This is a genomic window from Streptomyces sp. NBC_00442, from assembly GCF_036014195.1.
Lineage (GTDB): Bacteria > Actinomycetota > Actinomycetes > Streptomycetales > Streptomycetaceae > Streptomyces.
This window is the reverse complement of record NZ_CP107918.1, coordinates 6,258,413-6,279,093: the sequence shown is the minus strand read 5'-3', so window position 1 is coordinate 6,279,093 and position 20,681 is coordinate 6,258,413. Positions and strand designations below refer to the sequence as shown.

Below are 20,681 nucleotides of genomic sequence, written 5' to 3'. Positions count from 1 at the left end.
CCCTGGCGGGCCGCGCGGCCGTCTTCGTAGGTGGCGGCTCTCGGACGGCTCAGGCAGTGGTGAGCGCGGTCGGACCGGCTCCGTCGGCGGTGGCGGCGGCGCGGCGCTGTGCCCACCGCACGGCGGGCGCCATGAGCACCCCGCCGGCCAGGAACACCCCGCCGAGCACCAGCCAGCCGGGGGTGCCCCAGTCGATCAGGAGCAGGGTCAGCGAGACCGGCCCGAACATCTGGACCGCCGCGATGCCCGTGTTGAACAGGCCCTGGTACTGGCCCTGCCGGTCCTTGGGGGCCAGCTCGTAACCGATCAGCCAGGAGCCGGCGGACTGGACCATCTCGCCGTACACGTGCAGGGCGGCGGCCACGATCAGGACCGCCGTCGCCGTCACGGCGCCGCGGCCGGCGGACAGGGCGAAGGCCGTGCAGGAGGCGAGGAGCACCACTCCGGCCGTGCGGAAGGCGCGGACGGCCGGTTCCAGGGCGTCGATCCTCTTGGTGAGCCGTACCTGGAGCCCCACCACGGCAAGGGTGTTGAGCAGCAGCAGTGCCGCGGTCAGCGAGCGGGGTGCGCCGGTGTGCAGGGATATCCAGAGCGGGAGGACGACCTCCAGGATGGGGATGTGCAGCAGCATCACCATGTTGATCAGGGCGAGCAGCGCGTACGGGCGGTCGTGGAGCACCGCGAGCCGGGGCTCGCCGGGCGCGCGCCGCGTGGAGGGAGCGACCGCGGGCAGCCGCAGGAACAGCAGCCCGCACGCCACGAAGCTGACCGCGTTGAGCGCGAAGGTGAGGTGGTACGCCGTGCTCGTGTCCCACAGCAGGGCGAGCCCGCCCAAGCCCGCGCCGGCCGAGACGCCGACGTTCGTGACGACACGGATCTTGGCACGGACCCGGACCAGGCTCTCGCCGCTCAGTACCGCGGGTATCAGCGCCTGCCGGGCGGCGTGTGCGCCGCGCTCGAACATCGCGTAGAAGAAGGCGATCACGACGAACAGCGGGAACGAGTCGGTGGTGAGGTACGCGGCGGTGGCGAGTCCCGCCAGCACGAGGAGCAGGGCGGAGGTGCCGCGGGCGCCCCTGCGGTCCGCGAGGTGGCCGAAGGGCACGCCCGCGAAGAGGCCGGCGACGCCCGCGATGCTCAGTCCAAGGCCGAGTTGTGCCGCCGAGAAGCCCGCGATCCGGGTGAAATAGAGCGCCGAAACCGTCAGGAACACACCGTTTCCGAGCGAATTGGCGAGCGTTCCCGCAAGCAGGGTTCGACCGGGCCCCTGCTCGATGAATCCGGTTTTCATTCGACGCTTTCCTTTTCGTTCGTCCCGTCGAAATGACGGAGATAGAAATCGCGCATGGCGGAGGTTATCTCGCCGGTATTGCGATGGCAGTCCGCATGCGTACCCCGAATGAATTCCAGGGAGAAGAGGGCGCTGTCGCGACGGGACAGGCGCTCGCGCTCGTCGGCCGGAATGTTGGGGCTCTCCGCGGCGGCCAGGACGAGGACGGGGATGCCCAGGCGTTCGAGGAGGTCCGGCAGGTGGCCGAAGTCGTAGTGCCAGCGCAGCAGGCTTCCCTCGGCCCACTCGTCCGCGACGTGCCAGTCGGGGTGGGCGTCGAAGGACTGGTCGACGACCACGAGGCTGCGCACCCGCGACGCGCCCCAGGTGATCGCGGAGACCGCCGCCACCAGGCCGCCGTAGGAGTAGCCGACCAGGTGCAGCTCGTCCGGCAGGGCGTCGGCGAATCGGTGCAGGTCGGCGGAGAAGTCGAGGGCCGAATAGCCCCACGCCGGCTTGTGGCTGTCGCCGTGGGCCCGCAGGGAGGGGTAGACGGCCACGGAATTCTCGCCGCACAGCGCGTCACCGACGGGACGCAGCTGTTCCTTGTCGCCGCCGAATCCGTGCAGCAGGAGCATGTGCCCCGGGGCTCCGCCCGCGCCCGGCCGGCCCGGCACGGCGTCGTAGTCGAGGAGCTCGACGGTGCCGCCGGCGGCCGCGAGGGCCGGGTCGGGAAGGACGGCTGCCGCCGGATCGAGAGCGCTCATCGAATAAACCCCCATGGGGAAGGACCGGAAGACCGAATGCGGTGGCGGTGACGTGGTGGCGACTGTGGCGGTGGATGTGACGGTGGACCGGCGGGGCGTCGCGTCCCGGAGGAACGCTCTTCTTCGCCGGACCGGGATTAATCTCCCTGCCACGGGATCCGGCGTCAATGTCGTCCGCTGTCCCCAGAACCGGGGACAGGGCGACGGGTGTAAAGGGCCTCTCGGGCGCCTAGGTTTATCAGCCCGACGCATCGGAGGGATGTTCCGTGGGAATTGTGCTCATTCATCAGGCCGTCAACCGCCAGGCGCGTCTGACGCCGGACGCGGTCGCGGTGGTGGACGGCGCCACACGTCTCTCGTACGCGGCTCTCGACGCCCTGGCCGACGCCTGGGCCGAGCGGCTGGCCCGTGCCGGGGTGGGGCCCGGCGCGCTGGTCCCGGTGCTGCTGCCGCGATCGGCCGCCCTGTACGTGTCCCTGCTCGCGGTCCTCAAGTGCGGCGCCGGGTACGCGGCTCTGGACCCGCGCTGGCCCGACGCCCGGGTCGAGGGCGTGCTGCGGCAGTTGGACGCGCCGGTACTGGTGAGCGACGCGCGGGACACGCCCGGCGCCGGGCGCGTGTGGCACCCCCCGGCCCTGGACGCGGGCGATGCGGGCGACGGCACGGGCCCGGACCGTCCGGCGGGGGCCGGCGCGACGCCCCGCGCGGACTGGGCCGACGGGCGGGCAGGGGGGTTCACGGCGTACGACGGACCGGGCGACACGCCCGCCGCCGTCTTCTTCACCTCGGGCACCAGCGGCGCCCCCAAGGGCGTGGTGTCGCCGCACGCGGCCACCACGCGCCTCTTCGCGGCGGACGGCCCGCTCGCCTTCGGGCCGGGCACCGCCATGATGCAGGCGGCGCCCGCGCCCTGGGACGCGTTCTCGCTCGAACTGTGGGGCATGCTCACCACCGGCGGCACCTGTGTCACCGCGGCGGAGGACTATCTGCTTCCGGACACCCTGCGGCGCCTGATCGACACGCACGGGGTCGACACGGCCTGGCTGACCGCCTCGCTGTTCAACCTGTTCACCGAGATCGACGTGGAGTGCTTCGCGGGACTGCGCCGGCTGTTCATCGGCGGCGAGCGGCTCTCCACTGCGCACGTCGGCCGGTTCCTCACCCGTCACCCCGGCATACGGCTGCTCAACGGCTACGGTCCGGTGGAGAGTTGCGTCTTCGCCACCGTCCATCCGATCACCCCCGAGGACTGCGACCTGCCGCACGGGGTTCCCCTCGGCGGCGAGGTCCCCGGGACCCGGGTGCACGTGCTCGACGCCGAGGGCGGCGCGTGCCCCGCGGGCGCCGTCGGTGAACTGTGCATCGGCGGGACGGGCCTGGCCGTCGGATACCTCGGCGACGCCGCCCTGACGGCGGCCCGCTTCCCCGAACTGGCGCTCGAAGGACGGCAGTTGCGTCTCTACCGGACCGGCGACCGCGGGTTCCGCGACGCCGAGGGGGTCCTGCACTTCACCGGGCGTACGGACCGGCAGGTCAAGATCCGCGGGCACCGCATCGAGCCGGAGGAGATCGAGGCCCATGCGGCCGCGCTGCCGGGCGTCGCGGGCTGTGTGGCCGTTCCGGTCCCCGGCGAACTGGGCACCTACGACCGGCTCGCGCTCTTCTACACCGCCGACGGCGACGCGGCAGGGCCGCCCGAACTGGTACGCCGTTCGCTCCAGCACGTGCTGCCTCCGCACGCCGTTCCCGACATCGTCCAGCGGGTCGAGCGGCTGCCGGTCACCGCCAACGGCAAGGTCGACCGCTCGCTGCTCCTTGCCGCCCTCACCGGCTGACCGAGCCCGCCCCGACCTGCCCGAACCCACCCGTGCCGACGCACTCCGGCCACCGCGGCCGCCGCGGCCGCCGTCCGGGCGTGCCCGCCGCACCCGCTCCACCTGACGTGTCACCGCCCCCCAACCGCCGCGCACCACAGCCCACTGCACGCGCCGCGGTCGTCCTCACCCCGGCCGGGCTCCCCCGCCGCGCGCCCCGACGCACCCACCACCGAGAGGCCCCCGCCCATGCCCGTCATCACCCTCATGTCGCCCGATGCGAGCCCCGGACGCCCGGCTCTCGCCCGGCTCGCCAAGGCCGTCACCGGGCTCCTCGGCATCCCGCAGGAGCACTGCTGGCTGCTCTGGCAGCGGCTCGACGCCGACTCGGTGCACCGCGCCGAGTGGCAGCCGGGATCCGCGGGACCGCACGCGCCCATCGGCTTCGTCACCTGCAAGGAGACGTACCCGCGCGAGAGCGTGGAACGGCTGTTGCGGTTGCTGCGCGACGAGTTGAGCGCGGTCCTGTCCGTGCCGGCCGACGAGGTCTACCTCGTCGTGCGCCGGGCCGTCCCAGGCGAACTGCTGGTGCGCGGGGAGGTGTGGCAGGCGGATCCGCCTGCCGCCGCCCGCTCCGGCTCCTGACCACGGCCGGCCCGGCCGCCGGCCGCTCTCGTACGCCGATCGGATCCACCGATCACGCCTCCAGAGGAGTTCCGTGTCCAGACGCCTGTTCACTTCGGAGTCCGTCACCGAAGGGCACCCCGACAAGGTCGCCGACCAGATCAGCGACACCATTCTCGACGCCCTGCTCAAGGAGGACCCCGCCTCGCGGGTCGCCGTGGAAACCCTCGTCACCACGGGCCTCGTGCACGTCGCGGGCGAGGTGACCACCGCCGCCTTCGCGCCGATCGCCTCCCTCGTGCGGGACCGGATCCTGGACATCGGCTACGACAGCTCGCTCCAGGGCTTCGACGGCGCGTCCTGCGGGGTGTCCGTGTCCATCGGGGCGCAGTCCTCTGACATCGCCCAGGGGGTGGACAGCGCGTACGAGTCCCGCACCACGGGCGGCCCCGGCGGTGCGGGCGCGGCCGTGGACGAGCTGAGCCAACAGGGCGCAGGCGACCAGGGGTTGATGTTCGGCTACGCCTGCGACGAGACGCCTGAGCTGATGCCCCTGCCGATCATGCTGGCGCACCGGCTGGCCCGGCGCCTGGCCGCCGTGCGCAAGGACGGCACGCTCCCCTATCTGCGCCCGGACGGCAAGACGCAGGTCACCGTCGAGTACGACGGCGACCGGCCGGTCCGCCTCGACACCGTCGTGGTGTCCGCGCAGCACGCCCCCGACGTCGACCTCGACTCGGTCCTGGTGCCGGACGTCCACGAGTGCGTCGTGGAGCCCGAGCTGGCCCGCCTCGGCATCGAGACGGAGGGCTACCGGCTCCTGGTGAATCCGACCGGCCGGTTCGAGATCGGCGGCCCGATGGGCGACGCCGGCCTCACCGGTCGCAAGATCATCATCGACACGTACGGCGGCATGGCCCGCCACGGCGGCGGCGCGTTCTCCGGCAAGGACCCCTCGAAGGTGGACCGTTCGGCCGCGTACGCGATGCGCTGGGTGGCGAAGAACATCGTGGCGGCGGGGCTGGCGCGACGGGCCGAGGTGCAGGTCGCGTACGCGATCGGGGCGGCGGAGCCGGTCGGCCTCTTCGTGGAGACCTTCGGCACCGAGACCGTGCCCGTGGCGAGGATCCAGGACGCCGTGACGGAGGTCTTCGACCTGCGCCCCGCGGCCATCATCAGGGACCTGGACCTGCTGCGGCCGATCTACGCCCAGACCGCCGCCTACGGCCACTTCGGCCGCGAGCTGCCCGACTTCACCTGGGAGCGGACCGACCGGGCCGAACGGCTGCGCTCGGCGGCCGGGGCGACGTGACGGCGTAAGGACGAGGCCCGAGGCCCGAGGGCCCGAGGGCGTGAGGGCGTGACGGCGGGGCGGCGGGGCGGCCGGGGCGCGGTGTCAGTCGCAGCCGTACGCCATCGCCGCCCTGACCAGCTCCGCCTTGGTGCCGACGCCGAGCTTGCAGCGGACCCGCTTGACGTACGTGTCCACGGTGTGACAGCTGATGCCGAGTCTGCGCGCCGTCTGGTCGTGCGTCAGGCCCCGGGCCAGCATGCGCAGCACCTGGTGCTCGCGGACGGAGAGCAGCGTGACGTCGTCCGGGGTGCTCGCGGGCCGGGTCCGTGCCCGGCGCGAGCGGTCGGCCGCCGCGCGGGAGCGGCGGGCCGCCGCGCGGATCTCGGCCGCGAGGGCCACCGGGTCGGACCGCTCGGACAGCCAGCCGCTGACCCCCGGGTACGCGCCCTCGGCGCCCGTGGCGGACATGAGCAGCACGCAGGACGCGCGGGTCGCCGCGGCCTCGGCCAGCGGCGACCGGCCGGGCGGCCGGTCCATCACCAGGACGTCCAGACGGCCGGGCAGGGCGCCCTGCCCCGCAGGCCCGGTACGGTCGGCGCTCAGCACGTGGACGCACATGTCCTGTGCTCCCGCGAGGGCTTGGCTGACGGCCCACTCGATGAGCGGGTGGTTGTGGATGAGACCGATCTCGAACAACGAAACCTCGCAGGGTGAACTGTTCGGAGTGCCGGGCACGGACGGGTTCACGCGCGCAGCGCCCGCAGGATCCGGGTCACGGCGCGTGCGCCTTCCAGATCGCTGCGGCGTGGCCTGCCTCCCGACCTCATGGCCTCGGCCATGTCCTGGTAGACGAGCCGCCGCAGCGAAGGGCCCCGCAGGGTGGGCCAGACCCCCTCGGCGTCACCGATCCGCGCGCTGACGGTCCCGTTGTCGACCGACAGGCTGTGGTCGGGGCCGAGCACCCTCAGGCGTTCCGAGGAGGCGGCGGCCTCGGAGGTCGCGGTGAAGGAGAGGGTGGCCCCGCTGACGAACTCGACGACGCCGGTGACGCGGGTGTCGATGCCCCGGCGCACCTCCCGCAGCGGGGCGGTCCACACACCCGAGGGGGCGCCGAGGAGTTGGCAGGCGAGATCCACGTAGTGGACGGCGAGGTGGGCGGCCGTGCCGCCCAGGGCCGAGGCCGGATCCGAGCGCCATCCGGCCCGGTGGAAGTGGGCCGGCGGCCGGAACCGGGACACTTCGAGCGTCGCCGTGACCGAGGGCGCGGACCAGTCGGCCGCACGGACGGCTTCCGGGAGCCGGTGCCGGTGCTGGAGCATGACACCGATGGGTCTGCCGACCTGCTCGGCCGTGGCCACCATGAGGTCGACCTCCCCCTCGCTGAGGGCGGGCGGAGCCTCCAGCAGGACGGCCTTGCCGGCCTTCAGCGCCTCCAGGGCGAGTGCCGCCCGGCCGCCGGGCGGCAGGCAGAGCCCCACCAGGTTGATGCCCGGGTCGGCGAGCAGCACCTCCCACGAGGGAAGGCGCCGCAGCGAGCCCGTCGTCAGGCCCGCGTTCGCCTCGACCACCGCGGCGACCCGGAATCCCCTCACGCCGGCCAGGGCCTCGGCGTGCTGACGCCCCGCCACTCCGAAGCCGACGAGGCCGACGTTGACGTCCGGGGCGTCCGGCGCGTCCGGCGCGTCCGGCGCGTCCAGGACGACGGGCACCTCCGAGGCGACGGGCACGTCCGAGGTGGCCGGGGCGGCTACCACCACCCGTTGTCGTCCCCGGGGGCGGCCACCGCGGCGGACGGCCCGTCGGCCAGGGCGTGCGGGGCCGCGGGCGACCACGGTGAAGCGACGGCATGGCCCGCGGCCACGGCTCCCACCGCGAGCGCCAGGGATGCGGCGGCCGTACATATCCGTACGCGCAGAGCTTTCTCCATGATGTTCCCCCGAACGTGAGAGCGATGTGATTGCCGCGAAGTACGGCTTCCATCGTGTCGGCCGGACAGGGGGTGATCAACGCCTCCGGATGGCGGTCAGTGGCCATGACGCCTCATGGCCACACCCGACCGACGTCTCACATCGTGAGATTTACCCGTCGTTCCGCCGGAGAAAATCACGTTCCGCACCTGTTTGGACACCGGCACGCACGCGCGGCGCCCACGGCACCGCACTCGGCCGCGCCTCCCGGCCGCCGGCCGTCCCGCCTGGTGGTGACGGGGTGACAAGAGCGGCCCGCGCACGATAGGTACGGCTGTCATGAGCACTCAGCCGCTGCCCCTCGAAGGCATCACCGTCGTCTCCGTCGAACAGGCCGTTTCCGCGCCGTTCGCGACCCGGCAGCTCGCCGATCTCGGGGCCCGCGTCATCAAGGTCGAGCGCATCGACGGCGGCGACTTCGCCCGCCGCTACGACACCGCGGCCCGGGGTCTCGCCTCGCACTTCGTGTGGTGCAACCGCGGCAAGGAGTCGGTGGCCCTCGACCTCAAGGACCCGAGGGGACTCGACATCCTGCGCCAACTCGTCGCGGGCGCCGATGTGTTCGTGCAGAACCTGGCGCACGGCGCGGCCGCCCGGCTCGGCCTGGACGCGGCCACCCTGTGCGCCGCCCACCCGCGGCTCGTGGCGGTCGACATCTCCGGCTACGGCGCCGAGGGACCGTACGCGCACAAGCGTGCCTACGACATGCTGGTGCAGTGCGAGGCGGGCCTCGTGTCGGTCACCGGGACGCCCGAGCAGCCCGTCAAGGCCGGAATCCCGGCCGCCGACATCGCGGCCGCCATGTACGCCTTCTCGGGCGTCCTGGCGGCCCTGGTGCGGCGCGGCACCACGGGGCTCGGCGGGCCGGTGGAGATCTCGATGCTGGAGGCGCTCGCCGAATGGCTCGGGCATCCGCTGCACCATGTGATGCACGGAGGCACCGAACCGGCGCGCACCGGGCTCGCGCACGCCGTGATCGCGCCGTACGACGCCTACACGACGGCCGACGGCGGGCAGGTACTGCTGTCGGTCCAGAACGACCGCGAGTGGCGGCGCCTGGCGGAACTGGTCCTGGAGCGCGCCGAGTTGGCGCACGATCCCGGCTTCGCCACCAACGCGGCCCGGGTCGCGCACCGGACGAGGACGGACGAGGTGGTGGCACGGGCCCTGGCCGGCCTGACCGCGGCCGAGGCGGTCGAGCGCCTGGAGGCGGCCGGGATCGCGTGCGCCGGGCTCAACACGGTCGGCGAGGTCGCCGCGCATCCACAGCTCGCGGCGCGCGGCCGGTGGCGGGAGGTCGGGTCACCGGTGGGGCCGCTCCGGGCACTGCTGCCGCCCATCAATCTGGGCGGCAGCCAGGAGGCTGTGATGGGTGCGGTTCCCGCGCTCGGCGAGCACACCTGCGCAACCCTGCGGGCCCTGGGAATGACGGACGAGCAGATGGCCGGGTTGCGCAGGGAGGGCGTGATCGCCTGAACGCGGCGCGCGTGATGTCGGGAGTGGGTTCAGCCGCGGCTGCCGAAGAGCGAGCGGCGCAGCCGCCGCAGTGGCGCGAAGAGCGAGACGCGAGCGGTCTTGCTCCTGCGGGTGTGCGCAAGGTCACGCGAGGTCAGCTCCCGCATCAGCAGGGTCGCCTCGGCCGCCTCGCGCTGCGGGACGGCGGGACCGCCGAGCACCGAGAGATGGCGGTCGAGCCGCGAGCTGGTCGCGCCGCTTCCGCAGGTGATCGCAGGCACTCGCGCCCTGCTGCGCACTGTTATCTGTTCCATGTCACTCCCCACCCGTACGAGGGCACCCGGCCCCGGGCAGGGTAACCCTATCGCCCCTGGTTCACACGTGTGCATCCCGGTGACGCGATTCACCTGGAGGGGGCGCAGGTTGACGACACCGCTCCGAATACATCTGATTCCAGGGCGAGTTGGACAGTGCCGGACAGATCTACGACCGACCCTCACACACAGTCGCGACCCATGTTCGCACTGACGGTGCAATGCCGTTCAAGGGGGCGGCAACCGCATGGCCCTCGGTTAACGTGGAAGGGTTTCTCCGCCTCGGACGGGAGGCCCGCGAGTGAGCGAAGTGCCGGGCACTGAGCGGCGGTTGATCGCGGGACGCTACCGGCTCCTCTCCCCTCTCGGCCGCGGCGGCATGGGCGTGGTGTGGCGGGCGCGCGACGAGGTCCTGGGCCGCGAGGTCGCCGTCAAGGAGGTCCGGGCCCCGGCGGCCCTCGACACCCCCGAGGTACGGCGGCTGTACGCGCGGCTGGAGCGCGAGGCCTGGGCCGCGGCGCGGATCTCGCACCGCAACGTGGTCACGGTGTACGACGTGGCGGCCGAGGACGGACGGCCGTGGATCGTCATGGAGCTGGTGCGCGGGCTCGCCCTGTCCGACGTGCTGGAGGCGCGGGGCCCGCTGGCCCCCCAGCGCGCCGCACTCATCGGCGCCGAGGTGCTCGCCGCGCTGCGGGCCGCCCACGAGGCGGGGGTGGTGCACCGCGACGTGAAGCCGGCCAATGTGCTGCTCGCCGACGACGGGCGGGTGGTCCTGACCGATTTCGGCATTGCGACGGTGGCGGGAAGCCAGACGCTCACGATGACCGGGGAGGTCGTCGGATCGCCCGAATTCCTGGCCCCCGAAAGGGCGTTGGGGCGTACACCGGGCCCCGCGTCGGACCTGTGGTCGCTCGGGGTGCTGCTGTACGTGGCGGTGGAGGGCCGCTCCCCCTTCCGGCTGGACACCCCGCTGTCGACCCTGCGGGCGGTGGTGGACGACGCGTTGCCGCCGCCCCGTCGGGCGGGAGCGCTCGCGCCCGTGATCGAGGGGCTGCTGCGCAAGGATCCCGCGCAGCGGCTGCCGGCCGACGAGGCCGAGCACCGGTTGCGTCGTGTGGCGGCGGGCGGCACGCCGGTGGGCGGGTCCGAGGCGACGACGGTGGTGACCGGGCCTCCCGGCGCACCGCCGGCCCCGGTCCCGGCATCTGCCCCGCGGACGTCCGTACTGCCGCACTCCGGGGCCGCGTCCGTCGGGGCCGCATCCGTCGGCGCTAGGACCGCGACGGGCCGGGGCGGTACGGGGCCGCGGCACACCGGCACCGTTCTGCTGGCCGGGGCTCTGGTCCTGTTGTGCGCGCTGGGCTGGCTCGTCTGGCTGCTGGTGCGCGACAACTCCGGCACGGCGTCGGGAGGTTCACCCACGGGCGGCGCCCCCGTCCCCTCCGTGCCGCACTCCCCGTCGGCGGCCGGGGCGACCGGCGGCACGCCGGAAAGCAGCGTGCCCGCCCCTTCCCCGTCCGCGAGCACCGCGGACGGCAGCCCCTCGCCCGCGCCGCCGGCCGCCCAGTCGGTGCGGCTCGCCGTCCAGGTGGTGCGCGCGCGGTACCGCGGCGCGTGCCCGGCGCCGGTGGCATCGGCGCCGGAGATGGTCGTCGCGTTCACCGTGGGGCGTACGCCGGCGGAGCTGGAGTACCGCTGGGTCACCCGGGACGGCCGCTCGTCCGCCCCGGAGTGGAAGACGCTCTCCTTCGCCGCGGGCGGGCCGCGGACCCGGCAGGTGGCGCACACCGAGTCGCCCGCGCGCGGTGGCTCCAACGAGGTCCATGTCGAGGTGCGCGCACCGGTGAAGGGGGCGTCCGACGCGGTCGCGTACGCGGTGACGTGCGACGAGGAGACCCCGCCGGGCGGGCCCTCCTCGTCACCGTCGCCGTCACCGACTCCGACGGGCGCTTCGTCCCCGCCCGCCGGATGAGCACGGCCGGACGGGCGGGACCGAGGGGCTCGGACGGGATCGGATGGGATGGTGCGGGATCGGGCGCGCCGTCACGCGCGCCGGGTCGGGCGCGGGATCAGGCCGCGCGGGTGAAGGCGGGCAGGTAGGCGCCCGACTGGCCGGCGGCGGTGGGGTGGTAGGACTCGCCGATGTTGGTCCATACGACGCTGTTGAGCCACGGGCTGCTGGAGCAGATCTCGTGGTTGGTGAAGCCCGACACGACGTCCGCGAAGCTGAAGCCGTGGTCGGCGGCGCGCTTGGCGGTCACCGAGTTGAGCTCGTCGGCCGCGCCGTTGATCGCCGAGCGGGAGTTGTCGCTGAGGCCCGCGATGCAGCTGCCGCCGATCTTGTAGAAGTGCGGGTATCCGATGACGACGACGTGGGCGTTGGGGGCCTTGGATCTGATCGCCGAGTACACCGAGTCGAGCAGTCCCGGCAGCGTCGAGTCGACGTAACCGCGGGCCGCCGCCACCTTGCTGAGGCAGGTGGACTCCGAGTACAGGACGCAGTTGGTCATGACGTCCGAGAACCCGGCGTCATTGCCTCCGATGGTGATCGAGACGAGGTCGGTGGTGGAGCTGAGCGGTCCGAGCTGGCTCCCCGTCACATCACCCGTACGAGCGCCCGAGCAAGCGGTGAAGTTGAACGAGGCGGGTGAATGCGCCGCCGCCCACAGGGCCGGATAGGCCTTGGTGGAGCGCTTGCAGCTGCCGCTCGAACTGTCGTAACTACCGGAACCGACACCGGATGAGTACGAGTCGCCGAGGGCCACGTAGTGGGATCCGGCCGCCTGGGTTGCCGCTGCCGCCACGCCGGCCCCGGTGAGGGAAAGCGCGACAGCCAGCACGAGCGCCCATGCATATGCCGCGATTCGGGACAGTTTCATGGAACCTCCTTGTAGCGGGTTTTCCGCCACGGCAGTGGTACCAGCCAGTACGAGCCGCGGGAAGTGTCCATGCCAAGAACATCGGAGGGACATCTGCGCTTATCCGGTGATCCGTCAGCAACTCGCGAGTAATCCTTCACCGGAGCGCCACACTCCGCTGACGATGCGTCAAGATCCGTTCACCGCAAGCGAATCGCCGTCTTGACGGGACTGTCCGGACTGCGCCACATTGAAGCCTCGCATCCGGCGCATCGGGGGGAACCGTCGCCAATGCAGACCATCAGTGACAGACCGGCAGGGAGTGCGCTCCTGGGCGCCGATGTGCTGCCCGGCCTCGCGGGAGCGGCGCTGACCGTTTCGGCCACCGGCGCGGCCCTGATCCCCTTCGCCCCGGACTCCCCGCCGCGCGCCCGCTCGCACTCTTCCACCTGGTGGCCACGCCGGCCGAGGCCCTCGCGTTCCTGCTGCGCCGCCGGGAATCTCTCGCGCGATCGGCCTTCTCCTTTTCCTGTACGGGCTGTTGCTCGACTTCACGCGGGAACGGAGGTGAAGGGCTCCGGGCTCGATCGGAAAAATCCGGTGCACATCACAGAAAAGTAAGGCCCGGCTTCAGCCCTTGCCCTACAGTCCCCATCATCAATACCGTCTACATCCATCCGCACCGGTCCCTCATGCAAAGCGACACCGGGGGAGGTTTCGAGCGTCGCGACGAATACCGGAGCGGGGCGCGGTAGGGGGGTACCGTGACCGGCCTTCGCCCTGTGCGGGCCGGAGAACGGGCCGCGCGGCCAGCAATGCCGGCTCACCCGAGGAGTGCGGTGTGCCATGCCGTCATGACCGGCGTGAGAGCCCCCTTTTCGTTACCGGAAACTCAGCCGGACCGCCCGGGGGCGGGCGGTCCACCGGACGAGAGGGACCGATACATCATCATGACTCCTTCCGTACACCCGGCCGTACCGGGCCAAGATCAATTAATTGCGGAAACTCCCGACCGCGACCCGGCCGTCGCTACGGACAGCCGAATATCCCGTGCCTACCGCCCGGTTTCCGCGAATCTCGCCATTGCACCGCCCGTGAGCGTCGTGATCCCGGCGATGAATGAGGCCGAAAATCTCCCCCATGTGTTCAAGACGCTTCCCCACTGGATCCACGAAGTGGTCCTGGTCGACGGGAATTCCACGGACGACACGGTGCGCGTGGCCCGCGAGCTGCGGCCGGACGTCAAGGTCGTCAAGCAGGTCGGCAAGGGCAAGGGAGACGCCCTGATCAGCGGATTCGCCGCCTGCACCGGCGACATCATCGTCATGGTCGACGCGGACGGCTCGGCGGACGGCGATGAGATCGTCAGCTACGTCTCCGCGCTGGTCGGCGGAGCCGACTTCGCCAAGGGCTCCCGCTTCGCCAACGGCGGCGGCACCGACGACATGACGCCGGTCCGCAGGCTCGGCAACGCGGTCCTGTGCGGCATCGTCAACCACAAGTTCGGCGCCCGCTACACCGATCTCTGCTACGGCTACAACGCCTTCTGGAAGCGCTGCCTGGACAAGATCGTGCTCGACTGCTCCGGGTTCGAGATCGAGACCCTCATCAACATCCGGATCGTCAAGGCGGGCCTGCGCGTCCAGGAGGTCCCGAGCTACGAGTACAACCGGATCCACGGCGTCTCCCACCTCAGCGCGGTGCACGACGGCATCCGCGTGCTCAAGGTGATCCTCAAGGAGAAGGCCGTGCCCCGTGCCCACCGGCGCACCCAGGCCGTCTTCCTCAACGCGCGGCGAGGAGAGGCGACTTGACGGAACGTCACTTCTCTGTGGTGATCTGCGTGTACACCGAGGACCGCTGGGAGGACATCCTCGCGGCGGTCTCCTCGGTTCGCGCGCAGCGCCTGCCGCCCCTGGAGACGCTGCTCGTGGTGGACCACAACGAGCGCCTCCTGAACCGGCTCGCCCGGGAGTACGCGGAGCACACGGCCTCGGGCGCCGTGCGGCTGCTCGCCAACGCGGGCCCCCGCGGCCTCTCGGCCGGCCGCAATACCGCGATCGCCGTGGCCCGGGGCGAGTTCGTGGCCTTCCTCGACGACGACGCGGTGGCCGAGCCCGACTGGCTGCGCCGCTTCGCCGAGGGATACGACGACCCGCGCGTGATGGCGGTCGGCGGCCGCACCCTGCCGGCCTGGGCCTCGGGGCGCAGGCCCGCCTGGTTCCCCGAGGAGTTCGACTGGATCGTCGGCTGCACCTACCGCGGTCTGCCGCCTGGCCGGGTCCCGGTGCGCAACGTCCTCGGCGGCAACGCCTCCTTCCGCACCGCGGCGTTCGAGGCGGCGGGCGGCTTCGCCACCGGGATCGGCCGCGACGGCGACAAGCGCCCGCTCGGCTGCGAGGAGACCGAGCTGTGCATCCGCCTGAGCAAGGCGCTGCCCGACGCCGTCCTGCTCATCGACGACCGCGCCGTGATCCATCATCGGGTGCCCGCGGCGCGCGAACGCTTCGGCTACTTCCGTACGAGGGCGTACGCGGAAGGGCTCTCCAAGGCCCTGGTCGCCCGAAGTGTGGGGGCTGGAAAGGGACTTGAGGCCGAGCGGCGCTACACCAGCCGCGTACTGCCGGCCGGGGTGGCACGCGGGGTGCGCGACGCGGTGCTCGGCCGGCCCGGCGGCGCGGGACGCGCGGGCGCGATCGTGACCGGAGTCGCGGCGGCGGCCGGCGGCTACCTGCTCGGCACCCTGCGGGCCCGCCGGGGCCAGGCGGCCTTCACCGTTGCCCCCATCGAGAGGACGTGGCGGCCGGAACCGGCCGGGGAGGTCGGGGAGGCCGGGGAGGACATGAGGGTCACGGCTACGGGTCCGGCCCGGGAGGGCGAGGCGCACATCCCGGCCACCCGCACGGCCCCCGCCGGAGAAGGCGAGGCGGACATGACGGTGCGCACGGCCCCCGCCGGAGAAGGCGAGGCGGCGTGACCGCCGCGCGCACCGGACCGGTGCCCATTCTCATGTACCACTCCGTGGCGCACTCCCCCGCGCGGGCGGCGTACGGGCTCTCCGTGGCGCCGGGGGCCTTCGCGGACCAGATGGAACTGCTGGCCGAACTGGGCTGCACGCCGGTCACCACGGCGCAGCTCGCGCACGCCTGGCGCACCGCGGGCGCGCTTCCGCGCCGGCCCGTCCTGATCACCTTCGACGACGGGTACGAAGGGGTGCACCGCCACGCCCTGCCGGTGCTCGCCTCGTACGGCTTCGCCTCCACGCTCTTCGTCACGACGGGCTGGCTGCGGGGCGCCCACGACGAAGGGGGCGCCCTGGACACCATGCTGGACTGGGACCAGGTGCGTGAACTCGCCGCGGCGGGGGCCGAGATCGGCGGGCACAGCCACACCCACCCCCAGCTGGACCAGCTCACCGACGAGCGGCTCCGGTCGCAGACGGTGCGCTGCAAGGAGATCCTCACCGAGGAGCTGGGCCGCCCGCCGTCCTCCTTCGCCTATCCGTACGGCTACTCCAGCCGCCGGGTGCGGCGTACCGTACGGTCGGCGGGCTTCGGCCAGGCGCTCGCCGTGGGCAACGCGCTCGCCGAGCGCCGCCAAGGGCCGTACGCGCTGGAACGGGTGACGGTCCGGCGTGACACCGGCCTCGACGCGTTCGAGCGCCTCGTCGTGGGCACGGGCCGCGACATCGCGCGCGCCTTCGCCGCCGACCGCGTCCTGACGAAGGGCTACGCCCTGGTCCGCGGGGCTCGCAGGGCCGGGCGCAAGCGCGGCGGTCCGTGACGACCGTGTGGACACGACCGACCGGATCCAGAAGGTGGGCGCTGCCCGTGCGTGACGTGAGCACCGCCAAGGGCGGCCGCGCCGCACGGAACCCGGCCGGGCACCGGGGCGCGCCCCTCTTCCGCAACGCCTACGCGCTGATGCTCAACACCGGCATCAGCGCCGTGCTCGGGCTCGGCTTCTGGCTGGTCGCCGCCCGGTACTACACCGACGACGCGGTCGGCCGGGGCTCGGCGGCGATCGCCGCCATGAAGTTCCTGGCCGGGATCAGTGCGCTCACCCTGACCGGGACGATGGCACGGTTCATCCCGGTGTCGGGCGCCGCCACCGGTCGTCTCGTGGCGCGCACGTACGCGGTGAGCGCGTGTGTGGTCGCCGTGGCCACCCTGGTCTTCGTGGAGACACTGGACTTCTGGGGGCCCTCGTACCGGTTCCTGCACGGCCCGGTCACCGGGCTCGGATTCATCGCCGCCGTGGTCGCCTGGTCGGTCCTGACGTTGCAGGACGGGGTGCTGACGGGGCTGCGCAGCGCGTTCTGGGTGCCGGTCGGCAACACCGCGTTCTCCGCGGTCAAGCTGCTGCTCCTGGTGGCTGTCGCGGCCTCGCTGCCGACCAGCGGCGTCTTCGTGTCGTGGGTCGCGGCGATCACGGTGTCGGTCCTGCCGCTGGGCTGGCTGGTCTTCCGGCGCCTGGTACCCCGCCATGTGGAACTGACCGCGCACATCGCGCGGCCGCCGGCCTACCGGCAGATGGGACGCTTCCTGGCCGGGGACTGCACCGGATCGCTGTTCGCGCTGGCCGTGGTCTATCTGGTGCCGGTGATCGTGGCCTCCCGGATCAGCGCGGCCGACAACGCGTACTTCTACATCACGGCGACCATCGGCGGCACCGTGGAACTGCTCGCCATCAACATGGGCGCCTCGCTGACCGTCGAGGGCGCACACGATCCGGAGCGCCTGGGGCGCAACGCGCGGGCGGCGCTGATCCGGATGGTCAAGATCGTGCTGCCGGTCTGCGGCTTCCTGTTCGCCTTCGCGCCGCACATCCTCCACGTGTTCGGCGAGGGGTACGCCCTCCATGCCACGGCGCTGCTGCGCTGGCTGGCGATCGGCGCGGTGCTGCGGGTGGTGATCGAGGTGTACTTCGCGGTGCTCCGCGTGCAGAGCCGTACCGCCGGACTCGCCCTGATCCAGGGCGCGTTGTGCGCCTCGGTGCTCGGGTGCACCCTCGCGCTGCTGCCTGCGCTGGGCCTGACCGGGGTGGGTGTCGCGGAAGTCGCGAGCCTCTCGGTGATCGCGGTGATCGCGGCGGTGAAGCTGTTCGGGGTACTGCGCTCGCCGGGCCCTCAGCGGCGCAGCCAGCGCACCTCGTAGGCCCCCATCGGGAACGACGTGCCGTCGACGTTCGCGTCGACGGCACGGTCGAGGGTGTTGACGACGAGCACGTCCTTGGCGCTCGCCAGCACGCGGACGTCCGGGGCGTCCCCCGGGGCCGGGTCGACGCCGGTGAACCGGGTGCCCGGCGGGAAGGCGGCGGCGAACTTCGCGAGGAGCGCGTACATCGGCAGCTGGCCTCCCCCGTCCGCGCGTTGGGTGGGGCTCCACAGGCAGCCGGGGCACGGCCCGCTCTGCCGCTCGGGGCTCCAGTAGAAGGCGGTGTCGGTCCCGCCGCGGGCCAGGGCCGCCATGGCGACGGCCTGGGTGGCGAGGCGCCGCTGCTCGCTCCAGCCCGACGCGGGCGGCTCGACGTAGTACTCCGCCCACCACAGGGGGAGCCCGCTCCGCTCGCGCACCCATGCGCTGACGGCCGTCAGCTTGTCGGTGGCGGAGAAGGCGTCGGGGAGCGTCTGGCCGGTCCGAGTGGGACTGGCGCCGTCGACGACCACGAAGTCGGCGCCCTTCTTGTGCTCGTTCCAGTATGTGAAGGCGTCGAGGACCCGCTGGTCGACCGAGCCCCAGGGGCCCTTGAGCGAGGACGCGTACGACCGCTCCCCCGGACCGTAACTGTCCATCACCAGATAGGGCCCGCCGACGAGATTGTCCGCGTCGGCCTTCTTCACGGCGTCGTAGACGGCGTTGTAGAGCCGGGTGTAGCCCTGGTAGTTCCATTGCCCGCGGGCGTCGTCGAAGAAGCCCTTGAACTCGTTCCACACGATGAAGTGGCGTACGTCCGGATAGCGTTCGGCGACCCTGGCGGCCAGGGCGGCGAAGTCCTTGTAGTGCGCGGGGAGCGGCGCCGCTTCCAGGGACTCCACGCTCCAGTCCGTCCGGCTCGCTCCGGCGCGGCCGCCCTTCATCCAGTCGGGCGCGCAGCACAGGGTGATGACGGGGGTGGCGCCGGTGGAGCGGATGTAGGCGATGCGCCGGTCGAGGTCCGCGAAGTCGTAGGTGCCGGGCGAGGGTTCGGGGTTGCCCACGCCCCATCCCATGATCGCCTGGTCCTGCGGCAGGCCTCGCCCCGAGAGCAGCTCGCGGGCGCGCGCCACGGCATCCCCGTCGCCGGTGTCGGCGCTGTGCTGCGTGTGGGTGAAGCCCCAGCCGAGCGCGGGGTCGGTGTTGCTCCCCCCGGTCGGCCCTGGGCCGGGGCCGCCGGTGTCCGGGGCACCGCCGTCGCACCCGGTGAGGGCGAACGCGGCGACGAGCAGGGCCGCCACGACGACCGAGACCCAGCGCCGGGGCACAGCGCCGCCTGCGCCGCGCCGGCGGGCGAAGGCGCCGCCGGAGCCGTGCCCGGGTCCGCGGGCGGATGCGCTGCCGCCCCGGACGGTGATTTCACGGTGACGTTCCATCATGGATGAGCGTAGCCGCGGTAGTTGGCGTTCCGGCCAGTTTCGCCGGGACGCCCCCGGCACGCCGCTGGGGCCGCCAACGGGACAAAGCGCGTGCGGGGAAGGCCCCGTTGCCGGATCATGGGCGGCATGTCTGCGAACCCAGAAGGCGCGCTGCCGATTCGGCTGACCATGGACGACAGCGACTCGCCGTCCGACGTCGTCGACGCACTCTTCCTCGGCCGCTTCGCCACGGGCGAGCAGCCGTTCTCGTACAGCGCCTCCATCGACCGGGTCAAGAAGGGCGTCAGTCTGCTGCCGCCGGCCGCGAAGGTGCTGCGGGCCGCGCGCGACGACGACCGCAGCGCCACACTGGCCGAGGGCGCGGGCTGGACGCTGCTGGTCTCCCGTTGGAACCGGGGCGCGGACGTGACGGTGACCGCGACCAGCGAGGAGCTGGCCGAGCAGGTGCTGAAACAGGCCACCGACGGCGCGGCGGACGAGCCGGAGCCGCAGCCCGAGAACGTCACGATGGGCTTTTGGTACGTGTCGCCGCGGCGCGGCCCGCACCGCACGACGCGGCAGATCGCGGCCGGTACCTGGGACGAGGTGCGGCCCAACTACACGGCGCCGGTCGCCGACGCGCTCGACCGGCTGATGAAGGTCACCCCCGACGACATCGCGGGCCGGCTCCTGCTGCTGCACGGGCCGCCGGGCACCGGCAAGACGTCGGCGCTGCGCACCCTGGCCCGGTCCTGGCGCGACTGGTGCCAGGTGGACTGCGTGCTCGACCCGGAGCGGCTCTTCAACGACGTCGGCTATCTGATGGACATCGCGATCGGTGAGGACGACGGCAGCGCGAAGGGCCGCTGGCGGCTGCTGCTCCTGGAGGACTGCGACGAGCTGATCCGCGGCGAGGCCAAGCACACGGCGGGACAGGCCCTTTCGAGGCTGCTGAACCTGACCGACGGACTGCTGGGGCAGGGCCGCAACGTCCTGGTGGGCGTCACCACCAACGAGGACCTGGAGCGCCTGCATCCGGCGGTGGTGCGTCCGGGCCGTTGCCTGGCGCGCATCGAGGTCGGCGCGCTGACCCGGGCGGAGGCGGTCGGCTGGCTTGGCACCGAGGAAGGCGTCCCCCGCGACGGTTCCACCCTGGCCGAGCTGTACGCCCTGCGGCGCGGCGCGTCCCCGGCGTCCGTGCCGGACCAGCGTCCCGGATCGGACGCGGGGCTCTACCTGTAAGGGCGGCGAGGGGGCTTCACCCCGGCGCCGGCCGGGGTCCCCCCGGTCCTCACTTCCCGTACACCGCCCGCAGCGCGTCCTCGACCACGGCGCGGGCGGCGTCCCGGGCGAGGCCGAGGCGGTGGGCCTCTCGCGCGTAGGTGGCCGCGGCGGTCGCGGCGAGCCGCGCCGACGCGTCCCCCGCCGCCGCGACGAACGTTCCGTTGCGGCCCCGGGTCTCGATGACGCCGTCCGCCTCCAGGGCCCGGTACGCCTTGGCCACCGTGTTCGCGGCGAGCCCGAGCTCCTCGGCGAGGCCGCGGACCGTGGGCAGTTTGTAGCCGACCGGCAGCCTCCCGGAACGGGCCCGCCCGGCGATCTGGGCGCGCAGTTGCTCGTACGGCGCGGTGGGCGCGCCCTGGTCAATCACGATCTTGAGGGTCACCCCTCGATTCTCCCCCGTCCTGCTCCTCGATCCGTGCCACCGAGGTACATCACGGCCACGAATTCGGCCGGTTCACGGCCCTCGAAGGCCGACGCG

18 protein-coding genes are annotated in these 20,681 nt (G+C 72.7%); 10 read left to right on the top strand and 8 right to left on the bottom strand.

Features of this window, described 5'->3' with window-relative positions:
- Window positions 1-49 precede the first annotated feature (49 nt).
- Window positions 50-1,291, bottom strand: coding sequence for an MFS transporter (locus tag OG432_RS28135; RefSeq protein ID WP_328313753.1), 1,242 nt, complete (start codon window positions 1,289-1,291; stop codon window positions 50-52).
- Window positions 1,288-2,037 (bottom strand): alpha/beta fold hydrolase, encoded by a 750-nt coding sequence (locus OG432_RS28130; protein ID WP_328313752.1) that lies wholly within the window; start codon window positions 2,035-2,037, stop codon window positions 1,288-1,290. The genes OG432_RS28135 and OG432_RS28130 overlap by 4 nt, the downstream gene beginning before the upstream one ends.
- 275 nt (window positions 2,038-2,312) lie before the next feature.
- On the opposite strand from OG432_RS28130, the gene OG432_RS28125 reads away from it, so the two are divergent.
- The 3 genes from OG432_RS28125 to metK all read left to right on the top strand — a co-directional run bounded on the left by OG432_RS28125 (window position 2,313) and on the right by metK (window position 5,787).
- Complete coding sequence (locus tag OG432_RS28125; protein WP_328313751.1) at window positions 2,313-3,872, top strand: amino acid adenylation domain-containing protein; 1,560 nt, start codon at window positions 2,313-2,315, stop codon at window positions 3,870-3,872.
- Window positions 3,873-4,100: 228 nt separating this feature from the next.
- Window positions 4,101-4,496 carry a hypothetical protein gene (locus tag OG432_RS28120; protein ID WP_328313750.1) on the top strand — a complete coding sequence of 132 codons (396 nt, stop codon included), beginning with the start codon at window positions 4,101-4,103 and terminating at the stop codon, window positions 4,494-4,496.
- A 73-nt stretch (window positions 4,497-4,569) separates the two neighbouring features.
- Window positions 4,570-5,787, top strand: coding sequence for a methionine adenosyltransferase (gene metK / locus OG432_RS28115; RefSeq protein WP_328313749.1), 1,218 nt, complete (start codon window positions 4,570-4,572; stop codon window positions 5,785-5,787).
- 84 nt (window positions 5,788-5,871) lie between these two features.
- On the opposite strand, the gene OG432_RS28110 is transcribed toward metK, so the two are convergent.
- Both OG432_RS28110 and OG432_RS28105 read right to left on the bottom strand, forming a co-directional pair.
- The gene (locus OG432_RS28110) at window positions 5,872-6,465 is read right to left on the bottom strand and encodes a helix-turn-helix transcriptional regulator (protein ID WP_328313748.1); all 594 of its coding nucleotides are present in this window, start codon (window positions 6,463-6,465) and stop codon (window positions 5,872-5,874) included.
- A 47-nt stretch (window positions 6,466-6,512) separates the two neighbouring features.
- Window positions 6,513-7,526, bottom strand: a complete 1,014-nt coding sequence (locus OG432_RS28105) for a Gfo/Idh/MocA family protein (protein WP_328313747.1) — start codon at window positions 7,524-7,526, stop codon at window positions 6,513-6,515.
- Between the two features lie 489 nt (window positions 7,527-8,015).
- On the opposite strand from OG432_RS28105, the gene OG432_RS28100 reads away from it, so the two are divergent.
- Complete coding sequence (locus OG432_RS28100; RefSeq protein ID WP_328313746.1) at window positions 8,016-9,212, top strand: CaiB/BaiF CoA transferase family protein; 1,197 nt, start codon at window positions 8,016-8,018, stop codon at window positions 9,210-9,212.
- A gap of 29 nt (window positions 9,213-9,241) precedes the next feature.
- Here the strand turns inward: OG432_RS28100 and OG432_RS28095 are convergent, their stop codons facing one another.
- The gene (locus OG432_RS28095; RefSeq protein ID WP_328313745.1) at window positions 9,242-9,505 is read right to left on the bottom strand and encodes a hypothetical protein; all 264 of its coding nucleotides are present in this window, start codon (window positions 9,503-9,505) and stop codon (window positions 9,242-9,244) included.
- A gap of 301 nt (window positions 9,506-9,806) precedes the next feature.
- Here OG432_RS28095 and OG432_RS28090 point away from each other — a divergent pair, with 301 nt between their 5' ends.
- Complete coding sequence (locus OG432_RS28090; protein WP_328313744.1) at window positions 9,807-11,480, top strand: serine/threonine-protein kinase; 1,674 nt, start codon at window positions 9,807-9,809, stop codon at window positions 11,478-11,480.
- Between the two features lie 97 nt (window positions 11,481-11,577).
- Here the strand turns inward: OG432_RS28090 and OG432_RS28085 are convergent, their stop codons facing one another.
- Window positions 11,578-12,387, bottom strand: coding sequence for an SGNH/GDSL hydrolase family protein (locus OG432_RS28085; RefSeq protein ID WP_328313743.1), 810 nt, complete (start codon window positions 12,385-12,387; stop codon window positions 11,578-11,580).
- 929 nt (window positions 12,388-13,316) lie between these two features.
- Here OG432_RS28085 and OG432_RS28080 point away from each other — a divergent pair.
- Genes OG432_RS28080 through OG432_RS28065 form a run of 4 tightly spaced genes read left to right on the top strand, consistent with a single transcriptional unit; the run spans window position 13,317 to window position 17,522 of the window.
- The gene (locus OG432_RS28080; protein ID WP_328313742.1) at window positions 13,317-14,180 is read left to right on the top strand and encodes a glycosyltransferase family 2 protein; all 864 of its coding nucleotides are present in this window, start codon (window positions 13,317-13,319) and stop codon (window positions 14,178-14,180) included.
- Complete coding sequence (locus OG432_RS28075; RefSeq protein WP_328313741.1) at window positions 14,177-15,343, top strand: glycosyltransferase family 2 protein; 1,167 nt, start codon at window positions 14,177-14,179, stop codon at window positions 15,341-15,343. Before OG432_RS28080 ends, OG432_RS28075 begins: the two co-directional genes overlap by 4 nt.
- Window positions 15,344-15,375: 32 nt before the next feature.
- Window positions 15,376-16,149: a polysaccharide deacetylase family protein gene (locus OG432_RS28070; protein WP_328315276.1), complete on the top strand. Its 774-nt coding sequence runs from the start codon at window positions 15,376-15,378 to the stop codon at window positions 16,147-16,149.
- Window positions 16,150-16,196: 47 nt separating this feature from the next.
- Entirely contained in the window at window positions 16,197-17,522 is a 1,326-nt protein-coding gene (locus tag OG432_RS28065) for a lipopolysaccharide biosynthesis protein (RefSeq protein WP_443058474.1), read from the top strand.
- On the opposite strand, the gene OG432_RS28060 is transcribed toward OG432_RS28065, so the two are convergent.
- Window positions 17,495-18,940 carry a xylan 1,4-beta-xylosidase gene (locus OG432_RS28060; protein ID WP_328313740.1) on the bottom strand — a complete coding sequence of 482 codons (1,446 nt, stop codon included), beginning with the start codon at window positions 18,938-18,940 and terminating at the stop codon, window positions 17,495-17,497. The two genes, OG432_RS28065 and OG432_RS28060, sit on opposite strands and share 28 nt — an antisense overlap.
- Window positions 18,941-19,057: 117 nt before the next feature.
- On the opposite strand from OG432_RS28060, the gene OG432_RS28055 reads away from it, so the two are divergent.
- On the top strand, window positions 19,058-20,161 hold the full coding sequence (locus OG432_RS28055; RefSeq protein WP_443058473.1) for a DUF5925 domain-containing protein: 1,104 nt from the start codon (window positions 19,058-19,060) through the stop codon (window positions 20,159-20,161).
- Window positions 20,162-20,210: 49 nt separating this feature from the next.
- On the opposite strand, the gene OG432_RS28050 is transcribed toward OG432_RS28055, so the two are convergent.
- Window positions 20,211-20,585: a GntR family transcriptional regulator gene (locus OG432_RS28050; protein ID WP_328313738.1), complete on the bottom strand. Its 375-nt coding sequence runs from the start codon at window positions 20,583-20,585 to the stop codon at window positions 20,211-20,213.
- Window positions 20,586-20,681 lie beyond the last annotated feature (96 nt).